The organism is Nonomuraea gerenzanensis (assembly GCF_020215645.1).
In the GTDB taxonomy this organism is placed as follows: Bacteria; Actinomycetota; Actinomycetes; order Streptosporangiales; family Streptosporangiaceae; genus Nonomuraea; species Nonomuraea gerenzanensis.
Genome location: NZ_CP084058.1, coordinates 9746902 through 9769726 on the forward strand (window position 1 = coordinate 9746902; position 22825 = coordinate 9769726).

Annotated in this window: 26 protein-coding genes; 17 read left to right on the forward strand and 9 right to left on the reverse strand. The window is 72.4% G+C overall.

Translation table 11 applies throughout. The annotated features are described in order from the left end of the window. Nucleotides 1-5: 5 nt before the first annotated feature. The 3 genes from LCN96_RS45175 to LCN96_RS45185 all read right to left on the reverse strand — a co-directional run bounded on the left by LCN96_RS45175 (nt 6) and on the right by LCN96_RS45185 (nt 3148). On the reverse strand, nt 6-1001 hold the full coding sequence (locus tag LCN96_RS45175; protein ID WP_225268558.1) for a dihydrodipicolinate synthase family protein: 996 nt from the start codon (nt 999-1001) through the stop codon (nt 6-8). 158 nt (nt 1002-1159) lie between these two features. Next, a complete protein-coding gene (locus tag LCN96_RS45180; protein WP_225268559.1) occupies nt 1160-2167 on the reverse strand; it encodes an NAD-dependent epimerase/dehydratase family protein in 1008 nt (335 codons plus the stop codon). A gap of 96 nt (nt 2168-2263) precedes the next feature. Then, entirely contained in the window at nt 2264-3148 is an 885-nt protein-coding gene (locus LCN96_RS45185; RefSeq protein WP_225268560.1) for a Gfo/Idh/MocA family protein, read from the reverse strand. A 142-nt stretch (nt 3149-3290) separates the two neighbouring features. Between LCN96_RS45185 and LCN96_RS45190 the strand changes: the two genes are divergently transcribed. Both LCN96_RS45190 and LCN96_RS45195 read left to right on the forward strand, forming a co-directional pair. Beyond that, the gene (locus tag LCN96_RS45190; RefSeq protein WP_225268561.1) at nt 3291-3851 is read left to right on the forward strand and encodes a hypothetical protein; all 561 of its coding nucleotides are present in this window, start codon (nt 3291-3293) and stop codon (nt 3849-3851) included. After that, nucleotides 3848-4456: a hypothetical protein gene (locus LCN96_RS45195; RefSeq protein ID WP_225268562.1), complete on the forward strand. Its 609-nt coding sequence runs from the start codon at nt 3848-3850 to the stop codon at nt 4454-4456. The genes LCN96_RS45190 and LCN96_RS45195 overlap by 4 nt, the downstream gene beginning before the upstream one ends. On the opposite strand, the gene LCN96_RS45200 is transcribed toward LCN96_RS45195, so the two are convergent. Next, the gene (locus LCN96_RS45200) at nt 4453-4881 is read right to left on the reverse strand and encodes a hypothetical protein (protein ID WP_225268563.1); all 429 of its coding nucleotides are present in this window, start codon (nt 4879-4881) and stop codon (nt 4453-4455) included. The genes LCN96_RS45195 and LCN96_RS45200 overlap by 4 nt on opposite strands. A gap of 204 nt (nt 4882-5085) precedes the next feature. Here LCN96_RS45200 and LCN96_RS45205 point away from each other — a divergent pair, with 204 nt between their 5' ends. The 3 genes from LCN96_RS45205 to LCN96_RS45215 all read left to right on the forward strand — a co-directional run bounded on the left by LCN96_RS45205 (nt 5086) and on the right by LCN96_RS45215 (nt 7870). Beyond that, nucleotides 5086-5457 (forward strand): YciI family protein, encoded by a 372-nt coding sequence (locus LCN96_RS45205; RefSeq protein ID WP_225268564.1) that lies wholly within the window; start codon nt 5086-5088, stop codon nt 5455-5457. Further along, on the forward strand, nt 5454-6773 hold the full coding sequence (locus LCN96_RS45210) for an RNA polymerase sigma factor (RefSeq protein WP_318528334.1): 1320 nt from the start codon (nt 5454-5456) through the stop codon (nt 6771-6773). Before LCN96_RS45205 ends, LCN96_RS45210 begins: the two co-directional genes overlap by 4 nt. 83 nt (nt 6774-6856) lie before the next feature. Continuing rightward, nucleotides 6857-7870 carry a LacI family DNA-binding transcriptional regulator gene (locus LCN96_RS45215; protein WP_225268565.1) on the forward strand — a complete coding sequence of 338 codons (1014 nt, stop codon included), beginning with the start codon at nt 6857-6859 and terminating at the stop codon, nt 7868-7870. Nucleotides 7871-7890: 20 nt separating this feature from the next. On the opposite strand, the gene LCN96_RS45220 is transcribed toward LCN96_RS45215, so the two are convergent. Both LCN96_RS45220 and LCN96_RS45225 read right to left on the reverse strand, forming a co-directional pair. Continuing rightward, complete coding sequence (locus tag LCN96_RS45220) at nt 7891-8916, reverse strand: hypothetical protein (protein WP_225268566.1); 1026 nt, start codon at nt 8914-8916, stop codon at nt 7891-7893. A gap of 153 nt (nt 8917-9069) precedes the next feature. Beyond that, nucleotides 9070-10377, reverse strand: a complete 1308-nt coding sequence (locus tag LCN96_RS45225) for a DUF5994 family protein (RefSeq protein ID WP_225268567.1) — start codon at nt 10375-10377, stop codon at nt 9070-9072. A gap of 191 nt (nt 10378-10568) precedes the next feature. Here LCN96_RS45225 and LCN96_RS45230 point away from each other — a divergent pair, with 191 nt between their 5' ends. After that, nucleotides 10569-11888: a PP2C family protein-serine/threonine phosphatase gene (locus LCN96_RS45230; RefSeq protein WP_225268568.1), complete on the forward strand. Its 1320-nt coding sequence runs from the start codon at nt 10569-10571 to the stop codon at nt 11886-11888. 1 nt (nt 11889) lies between these two features. Here the strand turns inward: LCN96_RS45230 and LCN96_RS45235 are convergent, their stop codons facing one another. Further along, on the reverse strand, nt 11890-12213 hold the full coding sequence (locus LCN96_RS45235) for an STAS domain-containing protein (RefSeq protein ID WP_225268569.1): 324 nt from the start codon (nt 12211-12213) through the stop codon (nt 11890-11892). Between the two features lie 475 nt (nt 12214-12688). Between LCN96_RS45235 and LCN96_RS45240 the strand changes: the two genes are divergently transcribed. The 8 genes from LCN96_RS45240 (at nt 12689) to LCN96_RS45275 (ending at nt 18942) form a co-directional block, all read left to right on the forward strand. After that, nucleotides 12689-12895: a cold-shock protein gene (locus tag LCN96_RS45240; protein ID WP_225268570.1), complete on the forward strand. Its 207-nt coding sequence runs from the start codon at nt 12689-12691 to the stop codon at nt 12893-12895. A 178-nt stretch (nt 12896-13073) separates the two neighbouring features. Further along, complete coding sequence (locus LCN96_RS45245) at nt 13074-13304, forward strand: hypothetical protein (RefSeq protein ID WP_225268571.1); 231 nt, start codon at nt 13074-13076, stop codon at nt 13302-13304. 241 nt (nt 13305-13545) lie between these two features. Beyond that, entirely contained in the window at nt 13546-13911 is a 366-nt protein-coding gene (locus LCN96_RS45250) for a hypothetical protein (RefSeq protein WP_225268572.1), read from the forward strand. A gap of 197 nt (nt 13912-14108) precedes the next feature. Continuing rightward, complete coding sequence (locus LCN96_RS45255; protein ID WP_225268573.1) at nt 14109-14921, forward strand: SigB/SigF/SigG family RNA polymerase sigma factor; 813 nt, start codon at nt 14109-14111, stop codon at nt 14919-14921. Nucleotides 14922-15025: 104 nt separating this feature from the next. Further along, nucleotides 15026-15889, forward strand: a complete 864-nt coding sequence (locus tag LCN96_RS45260; RefSeq protein ID WP_225268574.1) for an STAS domain-containing protein — start codon at nt 15026-15028, stop codon at nt 15887-15889. Then, entirely contained in the window at nt 15889-16269 is a 381-nt protein-coding gene (locus tag LCN96_RS45265; protein WP_225268575.1) for an STAS domain-containing protein, read from the forward strand. The genes LCN96_RS45260 and LCN96_RS45265 overlap by 1 nt, the downstream gene beginning before the upstream one ends. Before the next feature lie 37 nt (nt 16270-16306). Next, nucleotides 16307-17335: a SpoIIE family protein phosphatase gene (locus LCN96_RS45270; RefSeq protein ID WP_225268576.1), complete on the forward strand. Its 1029-nt coding sequence runs from the start codon at nt 16307-16309 to the stop codon at nt 17333-17335. Continuing rightward, the gene (locus LCN96_RS45275) at nt 17332-18942 is read left to right on the forward strand and encodes an ATP-binding protein (RefSeq protein WP_225268577.1); all 1611 of its coding nucleotides are present in this window, start codon (nt 17332-17334) and stop codon (nt 18940-18942) included. The genes LCN96_RS45270 and LCN96_RS45275 overlap by 4 nt, the downstream gene beginning before the upstream one ends. A gap of 240 nt (nt 18943-19182) precedes the next feature. Here the strand turns inward: LCN96_RS45275 and LCN96_RS45280 are convergent, their stop codons facing one another. Continuing rightward, a complete protein-coding gene (locus LCN96_RS45280; protein ID WP_225276200.1) occupies nt 19183-19398 on the reverse strand; it encodes an undecaprenyl diphosphate synthase family protein in 216 nt (71 codons plus the stop codon). A 220-nt stretch (nt 19399-19618) separates the two neighbouring features. Between LCN96_RS45280 and LCN96_RS45285 the strand changes: the two genes are divergently transcribed. From LCN96_RS45285 to LCN96_RS45295, 3 genes are read left to right on the forward strand one after another with little or no spacing between them, the layout of a single operon-like run. Beyond that, nucleotides 19619-19930 carry a UBP-type zinc finger domain-containing protein gene (locus LCN96_RS45285; protein ID WP_225268578.1) on the forward strand — a complete coding sequence of 104 codons (312 nt, stop codon included), beginning with the start codon at nt 19619-19621 and terminating at the stop codon, nt 19928-19930. Between the two features lie 18 nt (nt 19931-19948). Then, nucleotides 19949-20992: an acyl-CoA desaturase gene (locus LCN96_RS45290; RefSeq protein WP_225268579.1), complete on the forward strand. Its 1044-nt coding sequence runs from the start codon at nt 19949-19951 to the stop codon at nt 20990-20992. A gap of 32 nt (nt 20993-21024) precedes the next feature. Next, nucleotides 21025-22008, forward strand: coding sequence for a LysR family transcriptional regulator (locus tag LCN96_RS45295; protein WP_225268580.1), 984 nt, complete (start codon nt 21025-21027; stop codon nt 22006-22008). 21 nt (nt 22009-22029) lie between these two features. Here LCN96_RS45295 and LCN96_RS45300 read toward each other — a convergent pair whose 3' ends face one another. Further along, nucleotides 22030-22746, reverse strand: coding sequence for a carbonic anhydrase (locus tag LCN96_RS45300; RefSeq protein WP_225268581.1), 717 nt, complete (start codon nt 22744-22746; stop codon nt 22030-22032). Nucleotides 22747-22825 lie beyond the last annotated feature (79 nt).

Sequence of the window (22825 nt, forward strand, 5' to 3'; positions counted from 1 at the left end):
TCTGCTCAGGCCAGCCATCGGTCCAGCCCCTGCGCGACGAAGTCGTCGTCGCGCAGCCACGGGTAGGCGGCCCAGACGCGGTCGATCTCGGCGAGCTGCCCGGGAGACAGGTCCTCCTCCGGGTCCAGGCACCAGCGGCCCGCCAGCAGCCCCTGGCGGCGCAGCACCTCGTGGATGCCCGGGATGCAGCCGCGGAAGCCGTTCGCCGAGTCGAAGATGGCCGCGTTGGCGTCGGTGAGGTGACCGTCCAGGCCGAGCAGCCGGCGCACCGCGGCGTCGTCGCCGGAACGTGCCAGCGCGGCCTCCTCCAGCAGCTCCACCGCCCGCCGCACCCACACGGCCCACTGGCCGAGCAGCCCGCCGACGAACTCCACCTCCACCTGCCGCCCGTCCACGACCACCCGGTGCGAGGTGATGAGATCGGCCAGGATGTGGTCGTCGTTGCCGGTGTAGAGCGCCACCTCCCCGGCCCGGCCCGCCCGTACGACGCCGTGCAGCACGTCCAGCGTGCGATACCGGTCGAAGGGCGCGACCTTGACGCCCACGACGGACTCGATGCTCGCCAGCCGCGTCCAGAACTCGCGCGACAGTTGCCGCCCGCCCACGGCGGGCTGCAGGTAGAAGCCGATCACGGGCAGCACCTCGCCCACGGCCCTGGCCCGCTCGATCAGCCCGTCCTCGTCGAGCTCCCGGTACGGGCTCAGCAACACCATGTGATAGCCGAGCGACCGGGCCAGCTCCGCCTCCGCCACCGCCTGCTCGGTGGGCCCGGTAGCGCCGGCCACCAGCACCACCTCCCGCTCGAACTCCTTGGCCGCGCCCGCGGCCAGTTCGAGCACGGGCGCGAGCAGGCCGGTGCCGTGGATGGCGAACTGCGTGGTGTGCACGCCCACCGCCAGCCCACCCGCGCCGGCCTCGACGTAGTAGCGGGTCAGCGCGCGCTGGCGGCGCTCGTCCAGCTTCCTGTCCTCGGTCAGGGCCAGCGGATGCGCCGGGATCACCAGACCGCGCCTGAACAGGTCACGTACGGACCTCTGCGCCTCCGGAGTCCGTACGACCGAGGCGTGCGCCCCCGAAGCCGGAACTGCTGCGGTTTGTGCCTCTGAAGCCGTGCCGAGCACGTGAGGTCCCCCTTTGCCGTGTGAAGTGCGCACGTGCGTCAGAAACGTCCGTCGCGGCGCTCGAACTTGGTGGGCTTGCCCAGCAGCGGCCCGCCGCCGGCGACCCAGCGCGCCGTGTGCTCGATCAGCTCGGCGGGGGTCAGCTCGGGGTAGCCGAACAGGCGGTGGCAGCGCGACGCGTTCGACAGCAGCGCCGTCGGCGCCTCCTCCCCGGTGAACACCGGCTCCTTGCCGAGCGCCTCGCCGAGCGCCCGCGCCGCCTGCCGCACCGAGATCAGCTCGGGTCCTGTGACGTTGAGCACGTACGGCGGCACGTCGGCGAGCAGCAGCGACCGCAGCGCCACCTCGTTGGCGTAGCCCTGCCAGACCACGTTCACCTGACCCGTCGTCAGGTCGATCGGCTCCCCGGCGAGCACCTTCTGCGCGAGGTCGACCAGCACGCCGTAACGCAACTCGACCGCGTAGTTGAGGCGCAGCAGCGACATGGGCGTGCGGTTCCGCTCGGCGAAGTACGTCAGCACGCGCTCCCTGCCCAGGCAGCTCATCGCGTAGTCGCCGACAGGACCGGTGGGCGAGCCCTCGGTGCTGCCGCCGCCGGTGACGGGGACGAGGGGATAGACGTTCCCGGTGGACAGCGCCGCGATCCTGCTGCCCGCGAACCGGTCGGCGACGCGGCCCGGCAGGTAGGTGTTGGTGAACCAGGCGGCGTGCGCGCGGCCGCTCGTGCCGAACTTGGCGCCGACCAGGAACACCACGTGGGGCGCGTCCGGCAGCTCGCGCAGCGCGCCCTCGTCGGCGACGTCGGCCGCGACCACCGTGGCGCCCTCGTCCTGGAGGGCCTGGGCCAGACCCGGCTCGGAGAAGCGGGACACCGCGATGATCCGCCTGTCACCGCCGGTGGCCTTCAGCGCCAGGCGTACGAGGCTCGGGCCGAGCTTGCCGCCGGCGCCGAGGATCATGATGTCGCCGTCGAGCTTGCCCAGATCGTCGACGAGCCCGGGGCTCGGCCGTGCCAGCCGCTCCTCGAGTTCCGCTGTCGTGCGCACGCGGTCTCCTCCATCCTCGATTTACGGTCCAGACCGTAACTGGGCGATGCTGCGGCTGTCAACGGCAGGGCCGACTCACAGGACGGGAGGAGGCGGTCAGAAGTCCTCGCGCGCCCGGACCAGCACGTCGAGGACGGCCCTGGTCTCGCTCCACGGCACCGGGCTCGGCGCGCCGCCCACCATCGCGAGGAACGCCTCGACCGTCCCCTCGTACCCGAGCCCGCGCACCGGATCGTCCCCGCTCTCGATCACGAACGTCTCGCTGCCGTCCCGCTTGTGCAGCGTGACGCTGTAGGACTCCGACTCGGACACGCCGAGGATCTCCACGGTGCCGGGGATGCCGTCGTCCCAGCGCAGCGCCATCACCCCGGTGTCCTCCGAGCGGAGCGTGGCGTAGTGCCGCCGCGCCCCCGCCGCGCCCACCAGCCGTACGCCGGGCCCGAGCAGCGCCACCAGCAGCTCCACCCCGTGGATGCCCATGGTGACCATCGTGCCGCCGCCCTCCCCCGGCGTGTCCTGCCAGGCGTTGTAGCCGGTCGCCCACAGGCCCACGTCGTGCCGTACGGTCGCCCGTACCGCCAGCACCTGGCTGCGATCGACCCGCGCGCCCGCGAAGGCGGGGGCGAACCGCAGCACCGACCCGGACAGGACCCGATCATGGATGGGCAGCCGGTCGAGCTGCTCCAGCTGCGCCCGGCTGGCGGCGGCGGGCTTGTTCACGAAGCACGGCAGCCCGGTCTCCAGCACCTTCGCCAGCGCCTGCGGGACCTGCGGGTTGGGCACGGTCAGCACCACCCCGTCGAGCCGGCCCGCCAGCACCTCAGCCAAGCTGCCGGCCACCTTGGCCCGCGGGTGCTCCTCGGTGAACCGGCCGAGCCGCTCCGGGTCCTGCTCCCACACCACCAGCTCGGCATGGCGGGACAGGGTGCGGGCGTCGGTGTAGGGGTGACTGGTGGCGAGCCCGGCGAGTGCGATGCGCACGGCTTGTCCTTCCATGTCCGGCAACGGGTGCGGAAAGCGTAGCCAAGCCCGCCGGCGCCGATTTCGCGCGCCTGGTTCGTGGACCAGCGGTCTAAGATCGCTTCGGCGCCGTGCCGTTGACCCCCCTCGACATCGGAGCATCGTGTCAAGTCGCAACCAGCTCGACCAGTGGGCGTACTTCGAGGAGCGCGGGCTGGCGGAGAGGTTCGAGTGCTCGTGGATCGAGGCGCCCGATCACCGCGCGGTGTCCGCCGCGCTGCGGGCCGAGGAGGAGACGCTCGCCTGCGATTTGGACCAGGCGCGGCGGTGGTATCGCGCCCATTCGGGGGAGGATCTCGTCTGGGTGGCCGAGCACAGCCCCGGCTGGGTCAAGGCGTTCACGGTGTCCGGATGGTTTCCGTGGCGGGCACTCGACTCGCTCCCGCAGCCACGCGGCAGAATCTACGACCTGTCCTATGACGGGCTCGGCGCGATCAGCGAACCGGTCTATTACAACGGCAGCGAATGGGCGGACATCCCCGCCGAGCACTGGGAGCGTCCCAGGCAGGAAGGGGCAGGTCTCGTCGGCTCGGGCGGCCTCGCAGAGGAGATGAACTTCTACCTCGCCGCGCTGGCGTACACGACCGGCCGGTTCATCGACGACACCTGGTTCAGCACGCCAGGGCTGCTCTGCCGCATCCCGGAAGGAGCCTGGCCCCGATGACTGACCAGTGGGAGCACCTGCGCGGCGCCGGCCTGGCTCGCGGCTTCACCGGCACCTGGGTCGAGTCGGGCGACGCCGGCGCCGTGGCCGCCCTGCTCGGCGCCGACCTCACCTCCCGCCAGGACTGCGACCTCACCACCGCCATGGCCCACTACCGGCCGATGGCCTTCACCGAGCGCATCTGGGCCGGCCGGCACTCCGACGGCTGGACCCACGCCCTCACGATCAGCGGCCCGCCCCCGGTGACCAGCGGCCTGACGGAGGCGGGCCTGCGTTTCCTCCAGATCCGCACCCTGGACGCCGAGGTCTACGACCTCCTGCACGGCGACGGCGGCACGACCGCCCGGGCGGCCCAGCGCTGGTACGGCGAGGTCCTCGTCGACCCGGGCTCCATGCTGGAGCCGTACCTGCGCGAAGCCGGCCGCCCGGCGATGCCGGCGGCGGTCCACCGTGGGTCCTGGGTCAGCGAGCCCGAGGACCACGGACGGGCCTGCCTGGAGATCTACCTCTTCCTCGCCGGGCGCATGAGCGGCCGGTTCGTCGACCGGGCGTGGCTGGGCGAGCAGAGGAGCCTCTACACGGTCCCGTCGTCGCCGGCGACCTAGCCCTTCCGGGTCATGGTGGACTCGTAGCCGCCGCCCCCGGGGTAGACCCACGCGCCGGTGACGGTGCTGCCGTCGGCGCTGAACGTGCCCTCGTAGTAGGCGGGGCTGCCCTTCGCGCCGCCCCAGATGGTCAGCTTGTCGCCGGCCAGCTCGTACACGTAGTCGAGGGTGTTGCCGGTCGAGTCGTAGAAGCGCGACATCACGTCCGTGCCGGCCGGCTCGCCGAACGGGCGCAGGTTGCCGATCACTTCCAGGCCGGTGACCGGCTGGCCGAACTGGGTGAGGTCGACGTGCTGGAGCAGGAAGAACCCGCCGGGCATCCACTCGTACCGCACGGTCCCCTCGGCACCGCCGGTGATCTCCCAGGTGCCGACCAGGCGGTCCAGGGCCTTCACGTCGGCGCTCGGCTCGTAGGTCTGCGACATCTCGTTCTCCTTGTGGGTCGGGTGATTGCTCGCCGGTACCTCGGAGCCCGCCGTCGGGTCTCGACGCTCGCCCGCTGTGATTCAGATCACATCGCGGACGTGTCGAGAGCGTGCGTCCGGCTCCGAGGTAGCGGCAGGAACCACATCGGAGAGGCCCGCCCGGCCTCGCATACGCTTCCCCGTACGCCCGGAAAGAGGATCATCATGAAATACCTGCTGCTCGGCTACACCCCGGCCGCCGCCTGGGACGCCGCGACCGCCGAGACCCCTTCCGCGCAGGCGCTGGCCGCCTTCGCCGCCTACCAGCGGTTCGAGCAGGAGCTGTACGCCACCGGCGAGTTCGTCGGCAGCGAGGGCCTCGGGCATCCGGCGGTCAGCACCACCGTCCGCAGGACGGATGACGGGGTGGTGGCGACCGATGGGCCCTTCGCCGAGCTGAAGGAGGTGCTGGCCAGCTTCGCGGTGATCGACGTGGCGAGCCAGGAACGTGCCGTGGAGATCGCCTCGCGGATCGTCGAGGTGCTGGGCGAGCCGATCGAGATCCGGCCGATCATGGGTGAGGACTTCACGGCGTGACCGATCACCCGAACCCCGCGCCGGGCACGGAGGCACCGGCCGCCGGCACGGAGACGCAGGCCGCCGGCACGGAGACGCAGGCTGCTCTTGAGCACCTGCTGCGCACCGAGGCCCCGCAGGTTCTGGGTGCGCTGGTGCGGCGCTTCGGCCGGTTCGACGTCGCCGAGGACGCGGTGCAGGAGGCGCTGCTGGCCGCCGGCCGCGCCTGGCCGGTCGAGGGCGTGCCGGAGAACCCGCGCAGCTGGCTGATCCGCATCGGCTACCGGCGCATGGTGGACCTCCTCCGCGCCGACCAGGCCCGTCGCCGCCGCGAGCAGGAGGCTGGCCTCGCCGAGCTGGCCATGCAGAATCCGGACCGTCAGTCCGGCCCACCGCCGGAGACCGACGACAGCCTCGCCCTGCTGCTGCTCTGCTGCCACCCCGCGCTGAGCGCCACCTCCCAGGTGGCGCTCACGCTGCGCGCGGTGGGCGGCCTGACGACCGCCGAGATCGCGCACGCCTACGGCACCTCCGAGAACACCATGGGCACCCGCATCAGCCGCGCCAAGCAGCAGCTGGCCCGCGCCGGCGCCCGCTTCACCCCGCCGACCGAGGCCGACCGCGACACCCGGCTGGCCGCCGCCACGCAGGTGCTCTATCTGATCTTCAACGAGGGCTACACCGCCTCCACCGGCGACCGGCTCGCCCGCCTCGACCTGACCGCCGAGGCCATCCGGCTGACCCGCATGCTCCACCGGTCCCTGCCCGCCGACGCCGAGGTCACCGGCCTGCTCGCGCTGATGCTGCTCACCGAGGCCCGCCGTCCCGCCCGTACGGGAGGCCACGACGAGCTGATCCCCCTGGACGAGCAGGACCGGTCGCGCTGGGACGCCGCCCTCATCCGCGAGGGCACCGACCTGCTCGACCAGGTCTGGAGCCGCCGCCAGGCCGGCCCCTACCAGTTGCAGGCGGCGATCGCGGCCGTGCACGCGGCGGCCCCCTCGCCTGAGCGGACCGACTGGCCGCAGATCGCGGTGCTCTACCTGTGGCTCGAACGGCTCAGCCCGACCGCTCCTGTACGGCTGAGCCGGGTGGTGGCGGTGGCCAAGGCGTACGGGCCGGCACGCGGGCTGGCCCTGCTCGACGACCTCGACCGCCGCTTCCGGCTCGACCAGGACCCGCTGGTCCGGCAGCGTGTGCTCGCGGTGCGGGCCCACCTGTTGCGGATGACCGGCGACGCGGCGGGCGCGGCACGGCTGTACCGCGAGGCGGCCGCCCTGACCGGCAACCAGGTCGAGCAGCGGTATCTGCTCGATCAGGCCGAAGGGGTCAGCTGAGCAAGGAGTCGTGCGGCCTCCCCGCGACCCGACCGCCGCCATGAGCACGGGATCGCCCCCGCTCCCGTGGCTAGACTGCCGCCATGACCACGGAGTCGTCCCCCCTCACCATCGCCCAGCTGGCCGAGCTGGCCGGCGTCTCCACCGCGACCGTCTCCAAGGTCGTCAACGGCCGCTCCGAGGTCTCCCCCGAAACCCGCGCCGCCGTCGAAGAGCTGATCCGCCTCCACGGCTACCGCCGCCAGCGCCGCCGCTCCACCCCCACCACCCTGGTCGAGCTCGTCTTCCACGCCCTCGAAGGCGACTACCCCGTCGAGATCACCAAGGGCGTCGCCGACGTCGCCCGCGCCCACGACCTCACCGTCGCCATCTCCGACCTGCACCACGACCACACCACCACCCAGAGCTGGCTGGACGGCGTGCTGCGCCGCCGCCCCACCGGCGTCATCGCCGTCTTCTCCGGCCTGACCGAGGCCCAGCACGACCAGCTCATCCACCGCGAGATCCCCCTGGTGCTGCTCGACCCGGCCGACGCCCCCGCCCGCAACATCCCCTCCGTCGGCGCCGGCAACTGGAACGGCGGCCTGACCGCCACCCGCCACCTGCTCGAACTCGGTCACCGCCGCATCGCCATCATCACCGGCCCCGACGCCGCCCTGCCCAGCCGCGCCCGCCTCGACGGCTACCGCACCGCCCTCGACATGGCCGGCCTGCCCGCCGACCCCGCCCTCATCGCCCGCGGCGACTTCCTCATCGAAGGCGGCCTGGCCCAGGCCCACCACCTGCTGCGCCTGCCCGACCGCCCCACCGCCGTCTTCGCCACCAACGACGGCCAGGCCATCGGCGTCTACCACGCCGCCCACCAGCTCGGCCTGCGCATCCCCGACGACCTCAGCGTCATCGGCTTCGACGACCTGCCCTCCGTCCGCTGGACCATCCCCCCGCTCACCACCATCCGCCAGCCCCTCACCGACATGGCCGCCGCGGCCACCACCATGCTCCTCACCCTCGCCCACGGCGACCCCCTGCCGCAGAACCGCGTCGAACTGGCCACCGAGCTCGTCATCCGCGCAAGCACCGCACCCCCGCCCGCCTGAACCGGACGCCGCGGGGCCGCTCAACCAGCCTTCCGGGGTTCTCCGGACGGTGGGGCAGCGCGGCGGTGGCGCTTCCTCGCCGGCTGCGGAGCGTCCGGCACCGCGGCGCGCAGCCCGCGCCGGAGAGATTCGATCGTCATCTCCACCTGGCCCTGATGCCATCCCCCCATCAGGTTGACGGTCCTGCCCGCACCCTCGATGGTGTGTATCGCGAACCCGTCCCCCGCCTCGGGGGGCAGGACCAGTTGACGCAGCGGCGCGCTGATGTTGCCGTAGCTCCGGTAGGGCACCGAGGTCATCAGCTGCACCGGCTGATCAGCCTCAACCGTCAACCGCTCGAACGCCCGCCGCACGTGCGCCTGGTAGGCGCGCAGCGCGCGGGCGAACCTCGACTGCTTCGAGCCGTATCCGAGGGTTCTGGCCAGGAGGTTGCCGGAGCCGGAAGCCCCGGTCAGCTCTGCGGCTTCCGTGAGGAGCTGAGCCAGGAGCAGGCGGCGGTCCGCCGGCAGGGCGTGCAGCTCCACGCCGGCGACGCCGATGCCCCAGAGGCGGAGCTCGTACTGGTCGATGCGGTCCTGCACCCACTCCGGGCACTTCTTCCTGAAGGCGAACTCGGCGTAGGCCAGTGCCAGGCACTCCCGCGCCGTCCTGGGGTTCGGGGCGTCCTTGCCGACCGTGGCCGCCCTGCGCGTGGCGCGGATCGTCTTGACGTTGTTGATCACGGTCGCGATGCACATGGCCACGGCCGTGCCCGCCGAGATGAACGCGGCGACCTCGGATCCCGTCAGCCCTGTCGTGGCCGTGACGGCGAACGTCCCCGCGCCGAAGACGAGAGAGGTGACGGCCACGACGAGCAGCACGAGGTACGGGCGAGCCCAGGCGTCCTCCTGCGGCGACCCACTTTCGGGATCCGCCTTTCCGGCCCGCCATCGCAGGCCGACCACGACCAGCCCGGCCACCGCCACGCAGGCGATCAGCACGTACGGCCAGAACTGCGAGGCGCTGGCGCCCGCGGGCGCATCGAGGACGCTGACAGGGATCGTCATCGCGCCCCCAGGAGGAAGAAGATCCAGGAAGGCGTGCCAGGAGGGCGATCCATAGTCCTCCATGATGAGCTACCGGCGTCGGCCGTGCCGGGTCTTTCCTGCGACGGGCACCGGTGATCAGCCCGAGACCGCAGGCGCGACCTCCCCGGCCGTCTACGCCCGGCCCGCCGCCGCCAGCGGATCCGCCGCGCTCATCACCGGCTGGACGTAGGACACGAGGTGATCGACCTCCGTGAAGCCCGCGGCCTCGAACACGGGCGTGATGGGCGTGCCGGCCACGTACATGACCGTCTCCCCCACCCCGTGCTCCGCCAGCAGCCGGTCGGCCTCGCGGAGCAGGTCGCGTTCCAGCGTCTCGTCGGCCTGGCCGGCGCCCGCGCCGAACCACCACACCACGCCGAGCCCGCCCGCGGGCTCCTCGACGACGAGTTCCGCCGAGCAGCCGTCGCCCTCCGCCTTGACCCACCAGCCGGGCGGCGCCTGACTCCTGACGACCTCGACCCCGGGCCGCCCGGTGGCCGCGGCCTCGGGCGGAACCCTTCGATGCAGGTACCGCCAGCTGTCGCGGCCACGGAAGCCGGCGCGTTCGAGGACCTTGGTGGTGACGGGCCGCCGGCCCGCGGGCAGGGCTGCGAGTCCGAGGCCGAGGGAGGCGGTGAAGGCGTGGACGACGGTCCTGCCCGCCAGCCCCTGGAGGGCGTGGGCCACGAGGTCGTCCACCACGTCCGGGATCTCCTGCCCGTGCAGCCAGAGGATCTGCCCGGGGCCGCCGTCGCGGTGCGCGGCGTAGGAGACCGCGCCGATGACGCGGTCGTGGTGGTCGGCCAGGACACAGGTTCGCGGAGGTTCGAGCCCGGCCCAGGCCACGGGGTCGCGGCGGGAGGTCCCGGCCAGGGCGTGGGCGAGCTCGGAGGCCGTGCAGGCGGGCTGGCCCGGCAGGCGGTCGGCGTCGATCAGCGCGAGCACCGCCTCCTGGTCGAAGGGGTGGTAGCGGCGCATCCTCGGGCCCGGCAGCCGGGCGGACGGCGCCTCGCGGCAGCGCAGCAGGATCTCGTTCGCGGTCAGCGTGTTGCCTGTGCGGGCGGCGGTCTTCATCGCCGCGGCGGCGACGGGAGCGGTGGTGTCCGGGGGGATGACCAGGAGCAGGAACCCGTCCTGGTTGCCGCGGATCATCCTGATCGTGTGGGGGGTGGCCGACAGGCTGCTGACGCGCAGGAAGCGCCCGTCGAGCAGCAGGTGGACCGGCACCTCGTCCCAGGCCGCGCGGTCGAGCCGGATGCGCAGGACGGGGCCGAGCCGGTCCTGCAGAATGCGGATGAGCGCGGGCAGCTCGCGGCACAGGTCGGTGGAGTACGGCCACCAGGCGCCGTCGAGTGTCCCGTCGCGGGTCAGCGTCGGCTCCAGGAAGATCCGGGGCGGCCGGTCGGGACGGGACCTGGCCGAGGGTTGCTGGTTCGGCATCTGACGTGCCGCCTGTCTCCGGCGTGGAAGGGGCCGGGTGGGCCTGAGGCGACGTCGGCGCGGCTGCCGGCATGCGGAATGTCCCAGGTGGCTTCACTCTACGCCCGTCCGATCCGGCGCACGGGTTTCACGGTGTCCGCCGAGCGGCATGGGATGATCGCCGTGGGCACGCGGGGGGAGGGGAAGCAGGCATGAGGCTGGAGATCCACGAATATCTCAGTGTGCTTTCCGAGGTGTCCTCGGCCATGACGAGCAGCCTGGACGCCGACACCGCGCTGCGCAGGCTGTGCAGGATCCTCGTGCCCCGGCTGGCCGACTGGTGCGCCGCCGACCTGGTGGAGGAAGGGACGATCCGCCGCGTCAGCGTGGCGACGAGCGGCCGTCCGACGGACCAGCCCACCGGCATCGGGCCGCTGCCTCCGGAGACCGAGCACCTGCTCCTGCGCCTGCTGCGGGCCTCGGACCCGCTGCTGGTCCGCGCCTGCGCCGACTCGCCGGACGGGGCGGCCGTGCGGGAGGCGGCCATACCGGAGGCGGCCGTGCGGGAGACGGCCGTGCGGGAGGCGGCCATGCGGGAGGCGCCCCTGCGGGAGGCGCCCCTGCGGCTGCCGCCCGAGGGCTCCGCGATCGTGGCCCCGCTGCGCGTCCGGGGCAACGCGCTCGGTGCGCTGACCCTCGCCCGCCTCGGCCCCGCCACCCCGCTGACCGACGCTGACCTGCCGATCGTGGAGGACCTGGCCCACCGTGCCGCCCTCGCCGTCGAGAACACGCGCCTGTACGGCATGCAGCACGAGATGGCCACCAGGCTCCAGCACGCCATGCTGCCGAGGCTGCCCGACCTCGGCCCGCTCCGCCTCGCGGCGGCCTACCTGCCCGCGCGGGAGTCGTCGCAGGTGGGAGGCGACTGGTACGACGCGTTCCGGCTCTCCGACGGCACTCCCGCCCTGGTGATCGGCGATGTGGAGGGCCACGACATCACCGCCGCCACGCAGATGGGCGAGGTCCGCAACATGCTGCGGGCCCTGGCCTTCGACGGGCGCGAGGGGCCGAGCGGCATCGTCTCCCGCCTCGACAAGGTGCTCGCCGGGGTGGGCGGGCGCCTGCTGACCACCATGGTGCTCGCCCGCCTGGAGGGCCCGGGGGCCGGTGGCTGGCGGCTGCGCTGGGTCAACGCCGGCCACCCGGCGCCGCTGCTGATCACCCGTGACGGCGGCACCCGGTTCCTGGAGGCAGGGCGGTCGGCGCTGCTGGGCCTCGACCCCCTCCTGCCGCGCGAGGACGCCGTCGCGATGCTGCCGCCCGGCTCCACGGTGCTGTTCTACACCGACGGGCTGATCGAGCGCCGCACGGAGCCGCTGGAGCGCGGCATGACCCGGCTGCGCCGCCGGGCCGGCGCGCTGGCCGGCGCCGACGCGCAGACCTACTGCGACGAGCTGGTCACCGTCGCCGACACGGCCAACGAGGACGACATCGCGCTGCTGGCGCTTCAGCTGCCGGACGACCGAAGCTGAATCACGCCACCATCCGCAGGCTCCGGCCCAGGCCCGTCATGCGCAGCAGCCGCGACAGGAACGGGCGCGGCCCGACCATCATCATCGTGATGCCCTGCGCCCGCGCCCGGCGCTGGATGCCGATCAGCACGGCCAGGCCGCCGGCGTCGCAGAACGTCACGCCGGACAGGTCGAGGACGAGCAGGCTCGTGCTGGTGTTCAGCGTCTCCAGGAGCTGCCCGCGCAGGGCGGCGCTGGTGAAGAGGTCGATGTCGCCGGACAGGTGGACGGTGGTGGGGGTCGCCGGGCCTGCCGCGCCGGGTGGGGCCGTGTCGCTGGCGGTCATGGGGGTCTCCGATCGGCGAGGAGCAGAAAGGATGGGCCAGGACCGTGACGGCCTGGCGGGGCTGGTGCGAAGCCCTCGAATCGTCTGTCGCCGTAGACGACGCCGACCTGGATGTCAACGTACGAAAAATCCTCGGTACCGCCAGACTACCTGCACGGCACCGCTTTCCGGGTGCCGTGCGAACGCCACGCCGAAGGTTCGCGGCCGATTTCCGGCGCCCGATCGCAGGCGTGGGCCCGGGTTCTCCCCGGCTCGGGCCGGCGGATCCGCGGATTTTCCGGTGGCAGCCGCACAAGTGTGTTAGCCTGATGACGTTGCAGTTATGGTACCCATAAGACTTTATGCGCGCCCTGACAGAAATGTACGGGCGCGTTTTCTGTTTTCCGGCTCTCTTTCCGGGTGGGCTCATCGCGGCGACACGAGATTCACGAAGTGTGATTTCTCTCGTTTCCGGCACTGTCAGAAGGAGATCGACATGGCCACCGGCACCGTCAAGTGGTTCAACTCGGAAAAGGGCTTCGGCTTCATCGCGCAGGACGGCGGCGGCGCCGACGTCTTCGCCCACTACTCCAACATCGTCGCCAACGGCGGCTACCGTGAGCTGGCCGAGGGCCAGAAGGTGGCCTTCGACGTCGTCCAAGGTCAGAAGGGCCCGCAGGCGGAGAACATCGTCGCCGCCTGACGACGCGCAAGCACGATGACCGGGTCCGGGCAGGAGCCGCGGGCCTGGCCCCGGCACCGCCCGGGCCCGGTCTCGTCGTGCCGGTCCGGCCGTCCGCGGGCCGGATCCCGACCGCCCGGGAGCAGGCACATTTCGGCTCGGGCTCGATTTATTCGCCGGTCAGGCGCATACTTGCCCAATGAGACGTACTTCGCCGGCCGGCCGGCGACGCCCGCCGGGCAGCCCCTTCAACACCCCGGAAATACCTCCCCCGCCCATCGAGCAGTTTGTGGCCGGAGATCGGGTGAGCCACGACAAATTCGGGCTCGGCAGAGTCCTCGCGGTTGGCGAGGATGACACCGTTCTCATCGATTTCGGCGCGGAAACGTATCGCATCGCCTCGCCGTACGCGAAACTCGTGAAGCTGTGACGAGCGCCGCTCCGCCCCCGGTGCTCGCCTGACTCCGCCTGAGCGAGCAGGATGGTCCACTGGGACGGCTCCCCGACCGCGGCACCGTAGAGGCACCGTAGAGGCAAGGCCGCGCGATCCGTCCGAACCGGCGAGCCGGCCTCGTCGCCGGTCGGCTCTGCGACAATCCGGAGGATCCATCATCAGCGAGCCCAGCGCACGCACCGTACGCCGTCGCATCGTCGAGACCGCGACCTTCGGCATGGGCGAGCGGTCCCACCACGAGACAGCCAGCTGGACGTGTCCCCACGGGCGGCATGTCGGCCAGGGCTGCGTGACGTGCTACCGCGCCACGGTTCAGCCCGACCCGGCACTGCCGCTGTGGTCGGCCGTGGTGTGGTTCACCTCGCCCCGGCCGATCCCGATCAAGGTGCTGCACGACGTGCATCGCCACGATCGCGACTTCGCCCTCGGCCAGCCCTCGACGCCGCTGGTCTTCCTCCTGACCGGGCAGGCGCGCGCGGCCCAGGGGGTGGAGGCGGTGGCCTGCCTGGTCGGTTTCCTGCTCCAGAGCCGGGGCGCCATCGACGACTTCACCGTGACCGAGGTGCGCGCCACCCGCTTCTGACGTGCCGATCGGTCACCCCTCGTGCGCAGCCGCGTTCACATTCCTGCCCGCCGAGGGGATTAGGCACCCGATCGACGGCAAGAGGGATAGACGAGGTCCAGCAGAGGGCTTCGTCTCGCTCGAGGTACGAGGCGTGCGCCGGTGTGGACTTTCCTTCTGGACGCGACGACTGCCGCAACTGGAAGCAGGACACATCCATGACCGTCCAGAGCATCGAGTTCCACACCATGACCGCCGAAGAGATCCTCGTCGCCATGGTCGAACCAGACATCTGCGAACCCGACCGGATGCGGCTGCGCGAGCGGCTCGTCCAGATGCACCAGAGCCTGGTGACCGAGATCGCCCGCCGCTACCGCAATCGCGGCGAGCCGGCGGAGGACCTCTTGCAGGCGGCCTACGTCGGCCTGGTCAAGGCCATGAACGGCTTCGACGCCGGTCTCGGGCACGAGTTCCGCGGCTACGCGGCCGTGACCATGGCCGGTGAGGTCAAGCGCCACTTCCGCGACCGCACCTGGGCGGTGCGGGTGCCGCGGCTCTTCCAGGAGCGCCGCTCCGAGCTCAACCGGGTCACCGCCGAGCTCACCCAGGACCTCGGCCGCTCCCCCACCCTGACGGAGCTGGCGGCCAGGATGCGCCTCCCCGAAGAGGAGGTGCTGCTGGCGCTGGAGGCCTCGACCGCCTACAGCACCCTGTCGCTGGACGCGCCCATCGGCTCGGACGAGCCCGACTCCGCCTGCCTGGGCGATCTCATCCCGGACTACGACCAGTCGCTGGACACGCTGATCGACGCGCACGCCGTCAAGCCCCTCATCGACGCGCTGCCTGAGCGGGAGAGACACATTCTGCTCCTGCGCTTCTACGGCAACCTCACCCAGGCGGAGATCGCCGCCGAGTTCGGCATCTCGCAGATGCACGTCTCCCGGATCCTGCGTGCCGTGCTCACCAAGCTGCGCGCGTCGCTGACGACCATGGACGCCGGCTCCGACCGCCCCTCCCACGCGGCGGCCTGACCGGCTCGGCACGGCCGCCCCTGCTCTGGAGGCAGCAGGGCAAAACGGTATAGCCTTCACAGGTTCTACAACGAAATATTGCCTATGCCCCGCGGGAGCACATCATGACCGTTCACGGCGAAGCCGACCGGCTCCGAATGGAAGTGCTCCTCAAGGAGCGGGGTGAGGCCATCCTCAAGCGCTGGATCGATCTGGCCGCGGTCAGCGGCGGCGGCCACGCCGATCGGGTCCTGCTGGCCGGCCGGCTCACGGAGATCCACCACGCCCTGTGCCGCTCGCTGGAGCAGGACGGCGACACCAGCGACCTGCGCGGGCTGCTGGCGGAGCTGTCACGCGGCCAGGCCCGCGAGGGGTTCACCCCGTCCGACACCGCGACCGTGGTGTTCAGCCTCAAGCAGGCGGTCTACGAGGCCGTCGAGTCCGACGAGGACACGGGCACGCTGCGCGGCTACATCTGGTTCTCCCGGTACGTGGACGAGCTGGGCCTGTTCACGTTCGAGACCTACGTCACCGCCCGCGAGCGGATCATCTCCGGCCAGGCCGAACAGTTGCTGGAGCTGTCCACTCCCGTGGTGAAGCTCTGGGACGGCATCCTGGCGGTGCCGCTGGTGGGCACGCTGGACTCCGCCCGTACCCAGGTGGTCATGGAGAAGCTGCTGCAGGCGCTGGTCGAGACCGGCGCCGGGCACGCGGTGATCGACATCACCGGGGTGCCCGCGGTGGACACCGAGGTGGCCCAGCACCTGCTCAAGACCGTGGTGGCGGCGCGGCTGATGGGCGCCGAGTGCGTCGTCTCCGGGATCCGGCCGCAGATCGCCCAGACGATCGTCGCGCTGGGTATCCAGTTCGGCGACATCATCACCAAGTCCTCGCTGGCCGACGCGCTGGCGCACGCGCTGCGGCGCAGCGGCGTACGGGTCCCGGGCGCGGCGGACCAACTGGCCGGCGCGGCGTCGGAACGGTCCTGATGGACCGGGTCCCCATCCTCAGGCTCGACGACCTCCTCATCGTCTCCATCCAGCTCGACCTGGAGGACCAGGGCGTGCTGGCGTTGCAGGAGGACCTGGCCGAGGTCATCGTGCGGACCTCCGCTCGGGGCGTGATCATCGACATCACCGCCGTGGAGATCGTCGACTCCTTCATCGGCCGGATGCTGGCCGCCATCGCCTCCATCTCGCGCGTGCTGGACGCCGAGACGGTCGTGGTGGGCATGCGCCCGGCGGTGGCCATCACGCTGGTCGAGCTCGGCCTGTCCCTCGGCGGCGTGCGTACCGCCCTCGACCTGGAGAAGGGCGTCGCGCTGCTCGGCAACCGCTCTGCCGCCAGGGCGGTCCCGGTGCCCAGGTGAGCGGCGGCACCGAGCTGACCGGCGTGACGGTGGTCACGTGGAGCAGCTGATCCGCTCCGGGCACGAGATGTGGATCCGGGTCGAGGAGGCCGGCGCGATCGGGGCGGCCCGCCGCGCCGCGACCGTGCTGGCCGGAGCCCTGGGCTTCGCGGAGGTCGCCCGCGAGCGGGTGGCCATCGCGGTGAGCGAGGCGGCCTCCAACCTGGTCGCGCACGCGGTGGAGGGGATGATGCTGATCCGGCCGCACCTCTTCCCGACCGAGGCGGGCGCCGAGGCGGCGGCGGTCGAGGTCCTCGTCCTGGACCGCGGGCCCGGCATCGCCGATCTCGGCCTGGCGCTGCGGGACGGCTACTCCACCGCGGGCACGCTGGGCGTCGGGCTGGGCGGCATCACCCGGATGACCTCGGCGCACGACGTCTACTCCGTCCCCGGCAAAGGCACCGTGATCTGGATGTGCTTCACCGCCGACGACCGGCCGCCGCCCGCGTCGCGGGTGAGCGGGCTGAGCAGGCCCATCGGCGAGGAGCACGTCTGCGGTGACGCCTTCGCCTGCTTCGACACGCCGCGGGCGGCGGTGGTGATGATGTGCGACGGGCTCGGCCACGGCGAGCCGGCGGCGGAGGCCTCGCGCCTGGCGGTGCGCGTCTTCCAGAGCCACGGCGAGCTGCCGCCGGTGCCCCTGCTGGAGCGGCTGCACGAGGCGCTGCGGGCGAGCAGGGGCGCCGCGGTGGCGGTGGCCAGGCTCGACCGGGCGAGCGGGCGCGTACGCTTCGCCGGGGTGGGCAACATCGCGGCCTGGATCGTCCGCCCCGACGGCCGTCAGGGCCTGATCTCGCTGCCCGGCATCGCCGGGCAGTACAGCAGGACCTTGCGCGAGTACGAGTACGTCGCCCCGCCGCACAGCATGATCGTGATGCACTCCGACGGGCTGTCCGGCCGGTGGGACATCGCGGCCTATCCCGGCCTGACGGCCCGCTCCCCCGCGGTGGTGGCCACCACGCTGCTGCGCGATGCGGGCACCCGCCGCGACGACGCCTGCGTGGTCGCGCTGAAGGTGGCGTCATGAGGGCGGCACCGCTGGCCACGATCCGGGTCAGGGACGACCACGACGTCTTCGCCATGCGCCGGATGGGCCGCGAGGTCGCCGCGGCGGCCGGCATGTCGGAGCAGGACCAGATCCGGGTGGCCACGGCGCTGAGCGAGGTGGGCAGGGAGCTCGTCATCGACGGGGGCGCCGACGTGCGGGTCGACTTCCTGCTCGACGCGGACGACCTGGTGATCTCGCTGACCCTGCCGCTGACCCTGCCGCTGGCCCTGCCGCTGACCCTGCCCTCCGGCGGCCACGACCGGGCCGAGGGCGTGACGATGGCGGCGCGGCTGATGGACGCCGTCGAAACCGACCGGCCCGGCGAGCTGCTCCTGCGCAAGCGGATCGGCGCCACCCGCTCGCGCTCGGCTGAGCAGATCCGCGCCGCCGTCGAGGAGCTGCCTCCCGGCAGCGCGCTGGACGAGCTGCGCCAGCAGAACCGGGAGCTGGCCTCGACGCTGGAGGCCGTGCGCCTGCTCTACGCCGAGCTGGCCGAGAAGTCGCGGCAGTTGCAGCAGACCGGCGAGACCAAGGACCGCTTCTGGGCCACGGTCAGCCACGAGCTGCGCACGCCGCTGCACTCCATCATCGGCCTGGTCGGGCTGCTCACCGGGCCGTGCGCGTCGCCGCTGAACGCCGAGCAGGGCCACCAGGTCCAGCTCATCGGATCCTCCGCCCGGACGCTGCTCGACCTGGTGAGCGAGCTGCTCGATCTGGCCAAGGCGGAATCGGGCCGGCTGGAGCCACAACCGGCCGAGGTGGACGTGGTCGCGCTGGCCGAGTGGCTGCGCCTGACCCTGACGCCGACGTCCGGGGACGCACGCGTCGAGCTGACCGTACACGTCGCGCAGCCGCCGCCGGCGGTGTGGGCCGACGAGGCGATGCTCACCCGGATCCTGCGCAACCTGCTGGCCAACGGCCTGAAGTTCACCGAGGACGGCGAGGTGCGGCTGGCCATCGCCGACGATCCGGCGACGAGCGAGACGGTGTTCACCGTGACCGACACCGGGATCGGCATCCCCGCCGAGCACCTGGACCTCGTCTTCGAGAACTTCCACCAGGTGCCGGGGCCCGCTCAGGTGCGGGGCAGGGGCACCGGGCTCGGGCTGCCGTACGCCCGCGAACTGGCCGAGGCGATGGGCGGCACGCTCACCTTGACCAGCACCCCGGGGCGGGGCGTCACGGCCACGCTGCGCCTGCCGCACAGCTCTCACGACGTGCCGATGGTGCGGCGCGTGCTCGTCGCCGACGACGACCCCGCCTTCCGCGCCCGGGTCCGCCGCATGCTCACCGGGTTCGCCGCGCACGTGGACGAGGCGCCCGACGGCACGGCCGCGCTGGCGGTCATGCGCTCGGCGCCGCCCGACCTGGCGCTGCTGGACCTGCTGATGCCGGGGCTGGACGGCGTCGCGCTGTTACGGCTCATGACCGAGGACGAACGGCTGCGCGCCATCCCCGTGATCGTCATGGCCGTCTCCCCGGTGGACGGGCACGCCTTCGAGGCCGACGTGACGCTCGGCAAGCACGACCTGCGCAGGGACGTGCTGCTGGACGCCATCCGCCAGGCCATGAAACGGCACAGGTGACCGGAGAGCCGCCCATTCGCGGAGCCGCACGGGCCCTGCCTCCGGGAGGGGAGGTCGGAGGCAGGGCCCGAGCCCTGTGGGTCAGCGGGTGACCTGAATGAGGGCTACCGAGCTCGGAACCTGGGCGGACTCCGGCACGGTGAGCGGGATGGCCCGGGGTCCCACGCGGCCCAGCCGCCGGCCCGCCGTGGTCGAAGGCGACGGTCAGCGTCATGCGCCTGTTGTCGCGGGTGGGGGTCGTCAGGTCGGTGATGTCGCGCACCAGCGACGCCGGATGCGCGGATCGGTCATGCCGAGGAACCGGCAGCGGATGCCGCGCGCGTGCAGCACCGGCGCGTGCTTGCGGACGGCCCGGCGGACGAGCCGCATGAGGAGGTCGATCTCGCCGGCCGGGCGCCGCCAGTTCTCCGTGGAGAAGGCGTACAGGCTCAGCCAGCCGACCCCGGCCGCGCGCAGCCTCGATGACGGCCATGACCACCCCCATAGCTTTCCGTGACCATACCACTACCTCGCGTCCCGTCCGGCACTCCTGATCCGGGCCGCGCGCGGCGGCCCGCAATCGCCGTAGCTGATAACCGCGGCTCACCTTCCCTGTTTCCGGCGGTACGCCCATCACCTTGACTGAGAGATGACCAGCCGGCGCAGCTCGCGTCGCTGTCACCGTGAGGGCGCCGTCATGACTCTGGACGCACAAGGGACGAACGCGACCGTCCGCGCGGGCCTGAACGGTCAGGTCCCCCGCTGCGATCACGTCGCCGAGCTCTCCCCCGTGGAGCCGGGCCCGGCCGAGTGCGCGGCATGCGTGGCGCTCGGCCGCGCCTGGACGCGCTTGCTGGTGTGCCTGAGCTGCGGCTGGGTGGCCTGCGCCGACGACGCGCGAGGCGGTCACGCCCGTGCCCACTACGAGGAGACCGACCACCCCGTGGTCGCCGCCCTGGCAGCGACATCGACCTGGCGCTGGTGCTACGTGCACCGCCGCACCGTGTAGACGGAAGAAAGAGAACCTATGACCATTTCCGAACAGGCGGCCGGACGCCGCCAGGACTACGACGGCACCTCGCCCTTCCCCGGGGCCGAGGAGCACGTCCCGGCCGGCCGGCTCCAGGCGGGGCTGACCGCGGCGATCGTGATCGTGCCGATCGTCGCGCTCGGCGTCGCGATCTCCCTGTCGTGGGGGCGCGGGTTCACGCTCACCGATCTGCTGCTGGCCGCGATCCTGTACGTGCTGACCGGCCTGGGCGTGACGGTCGGCTTCCACCGGCTGCTCACCCACGCCTCGTTCACCGCGCGGCCGTGGCTGCGCGTGGCGCTGGCCGTCGCCGGCTCGATGGGCTTCCAGGGGAACGTGATCGACTGGGTGGCGGTGCACCGCCGCCATCACGCGTTCACCGACCGGCCGGGCGACCCGCACTCCCCCTACCGGTACGGCACCGGCCTGCGCGGCCAGTTGCGCGGCCTCGCCCACGCCCACCTCGGCTGGCTGTTCACCGACGACCGGACCCCCGCCGAGCGCTACGCCCCCGACCTGCTGGCCGACCCGGCCATGGCGCGCGTCGCCCGGGCCTTCCCCGCGCTGTGCGCGCTGTCGCTGGCGCTGCCGTTCCTGGCCGGCTGGGCGATCACCGGCACCCTGTACGGCGCGCTGACCGCGTTCCTGTGGGCCGGGCTGATCCGCGTCGCGCTGCTCCAGCACGTCACCTGGAGCGTCAACTCCCTGTGCCACGTCATCGGCACCAGGCCCTTCAAGACGCGCCGCCACGACCGCTCGACGAACCTGTGGCCGCTGGCCCTGCTGTCCTTCGGCGAGAGCTGGCACAACGGTCACCACAGCGAGCCCAGCTGCGCCCGTCACGGCCTGGATCGGGGGCAGCTCGACCCGTCCGCCGCCGTGATCGGCCTGTTCGAGCGGCTCGGCTGGGCCGGCGACGTGCACTGGCCGGACCAGGAGCGCCTCCAGCGCCGCCGCGCCGTCCGGCGACGGCAGGCCCGCGCCCCGTCCGCCGGAGCCGATCCTGCCGGTGGCTCACCGGGGCCCGCGCCTGGCTCTTGACGCGGGGGACCTCCGGAGGCCGTGCCTCGCACGTGCGGCTTAGAGTGGAGGGAGCCCGGATCGGCGCCGCCCGGGCGGGAGGGGTGGCGGGCGTGGAGTTGCGCCAGTTGCGCTATTTCGTGACGCTGGCCGAAGAGCTGCACTTCGGCCGGGCGGCCGCGCGCGAGCACATCGTGCAGTCGGCGCTGAGCCAGCAGATCCAGCGGCTCGAACGCGAGCTGGGCGTGCGGCTGCTGGACCGCAGCACCCACCACGTCGACCTGACCCCGGCGGGCGCGGCCTTCCTCGTCGAGGCCCGCCAGATCCTCGACCACGTGGGCCGGGCCAGGCAGACGGCACGCAACGCCGCCGCCTCCGTGCCCACGCTGCGGGCCGGCATCATCGACGCCGGCTACGACACCATGCCGCAGATCCTGCGCGAGCTGCAGCGCACCCGTCCGGACATCACGATCCACCAGGTCGAGGCGGGCACCCCCGAGCAGTACCGGCAGCTGGCCGACGGCCGCCTGGACATCGCCATCGGGCCCGACTCGCAGGCTCCGCCCGGGGTGGCCGCCAGGCTGGTCAGGCTCGATCCGCTCGGCGTGCTGGTGCCCGACGAGCACCGCTTCGCCGGGCTCGACGGCGTGCCCGTCGCCGCGCTCGCCGAGGAGCCGCTGCTGCTCGGAGAGGAGTCGCAGACGCCGGAGCTCAACGAGTTCGTCGTCATGCTGTGCCGCTCGGCCGGGTTCGCGCCCACCGTGTACGAGGGCACCGTGCAGAGCAGCCGCGCCGCCGCCGACCTCGTCCTGCAGCGTCGCTGCGTCCACTGCGTGCCCTCCTCCTTCCGCACCTCCAACCGGCCGGGCACCACCTGGCGCCCGCTGGTCGGGCTCGCCACGCGCTTCCCGTGGTCGCTGCTGTGGCACCAGGACAACCCCTCGCCGCACGTCGCCGCCGTCATCGACAGCGCCGGGGAGCTGGCCGAGCGGCTCGGCTGGCTGCAACCCCGCAGCCCCGCCAAGTCCACGGGCTGAGCTGCCGCACACGCCCGGGTCTCAGGCCGGTGCGCCGTTGAGGATCTCGACCTTGCCGCTGTCCAGCGAGTAGTACGCGCTCACCACGGCCAGCGCCCCCCTGGCCACCAGCGGAGCCAGGTCCCGGTTGCCGCGCAGCGCGTCCGCGGTCAGCTTCACCTGGGCCCTGGCCATCGTCTCGGCGGGGTCGGCCGGGTCGTCGCGGACGGCCTGCTCGTACGCCGGGCGCAGCGCCTCCACGATCGCCTGGAGGTTGCCCGGCAGCGGCTCGCCCGCCCGCAGGGCCCGGTGCGCGGCGGCGATCGCGCCGCACCGCTGGTGTCCGAGCACCACGATCAGCGGGGTGCCGCTGGTCATCGGCCCGTACTCGACCGATCCGGTGATCACCGGCCCGACGGCAGTCCCGCCGCTGCGCATGACGTAGAGATCGCCCAGCCCGGTGTCGAAGACCAGCTCGGGCGGCACCCGGGAGTCGATGCACGACAGCACCGCGCCATAGGGCTGCTGGCTGGTGGCCAGCAGTTGCCTTCGGGTCGGGTCGCGGTCGGGGTGGTGGAGCGTGTTGCTCACCCAGCGTCCGTTGCCCTGCATCAGCCGGTCGTAGGCGGCCTTCGGGGTGCTGGGTGCCGGCTGGCGCGGCTGCTCGGCGCCGGCCGACGAGCAGCCGAGCAGGCAGGACGCTGTCAGCGACACGGTTCCCGCGAGCAGCGTCCGCCGCCCTGGGCCATCAGCCTGCATGCTCACGTCTCCAGATTCGAAGGAATGCGAAGCGTAAGAGTAACGTGACGGTGAGTGTTCAGTAAGGGGTAATTGCTGA

Excerpts from the sequence above, each read along its gene's own strand:
- LCN96_RS45225 (WP_225268567.1), bottom strand. The coding sequence starts at position 10,377 with ATGCCGAACCAGCAACCCTCGGCCAGGTCCCGTCCCGACCGGCCGCCC.
- LCN96_RS45205 (WP_225268564.1), top strand. The coding sequence starts at position 5,086 with ATGAAATACCTGCTGCTCGGCTACACCCCGGCCGCCGCCTGGGACGCC.
- LCN96_RS45200 (WP_225268563.1), bottom strand. The coding sequence starts at position 4,881 with ATGTCGCAGACCTACGAGCCGAGCGCCGACGTGAAGGCCCTGGACCGC.
- LCN96_RS45275 (WP_225268577.1), top strand. The coding sequence starts at position 17,332 with ATGAGGGCGGCACCGCTGGCCACGATCCGGGTCAGGGACGACCACGAC.
- LCN96_RS45240 (WP_225268570.1), top strand. The coding sequence starts at position 12,689 with ATGGCCACCGGCACCGTCAAGTGGTTCAACTCGGAAAAGGGCTTCGGC.
- LCN96_RS45285 (WP_225268578.1), top strand. The coding sequence starts at position 19,619 with ATGACTCTGGACGCACAAGGGACGAACGCGACCGTCCGCGCGGGCCTG.
- LCN96_RS45245 (WP_225268571.1), top strand. The coding sequence starts at position 13,074 with ATGAGACGTACTTCGCCGGCCGGCCGGCGACGCCCGCCGGGCAGCCCC.
- LCN96_RS45230 (WP_225268568.1), top strand. The coding sequence starts at position 10,569 with ATGAGGCTGGAGATCCACGAATATCTCAGTGTGCTTTCCGAGGTGTCC.
- LCN96_RS45220 (WP_225268566.1), bottom strand. The coding sequence starts at position 8,916 with ATGACGATCCCTGTCAGCGTCCTCGATGCGCCCGCGGGCGCCAGCGCC.
- LCN96_RS45255 (WP_225268573.1), top strand. The coding sequence starts at position 14,109 with ATGACCGTCCAGAGCATCGAGTTCCACACCATGACCGCCGAAGAGATC.
- LCN96_RS45215 (WP_225268565.1), top strand. The coding sequence starts at position 6,857 with ATGACCACGGAGTCGTCCCCCCTCACCATCGCCCAGCTGGCCGAGCTG.
- LCN96_RS45300 (WP_225268581.1), bottom strand. The coding sequence starts at position 22,746 with ATGCAGGCTGATGGCCCAGGGCGGCGGACGCTGCTCGCGGGAACCGTG.
- LCN96_RS45260 (WP_225268574.1), top strand. The coding sequence starts at position 15,026 with ATGACCGTTCACGGCGAAGCCGACCGGCTCCGAATGGAAGTGCTCCTC.
- LCN96_RS45250 (WP_225268572.1), top strand. The coding sequence starts at position 13,546 with ATGGGCGAGCGGTCCCACCACGAGACAGCCAGCTGGACGTGTCCCCAC.
- LCN96_RS45290 (WP_225268579.1), top strand. The coding sequence starts at position 19,949 with ATGACCATTTCCGAACAGGCGGCCGGACGCCGCCAGGACTACGACGGC.
- LCN96_RS45195 (WP_225268562.1), top strand. The coding sequence starts at position 3,848 with ATGACTGACCAGTGGGAGCACCTGCGCGGCGCCGGCCTGGCTCGCGGC.
- LCN96_RS45265 (WP_225268575.1), top strand. The coding sequence starts at position 15,889 with ATGGACCGGGTCCCCATCCTCAGGCTCGACGACCTCCTCATCGTCTCC.
- LCN96_RS45235 (WP_225268569.1), bottom strand. The coding sequence starts at position 12,213 with ATGACCGCCAGCGACACGGCCCCACCCGGCGCGGCAGGCCCGGCGACC.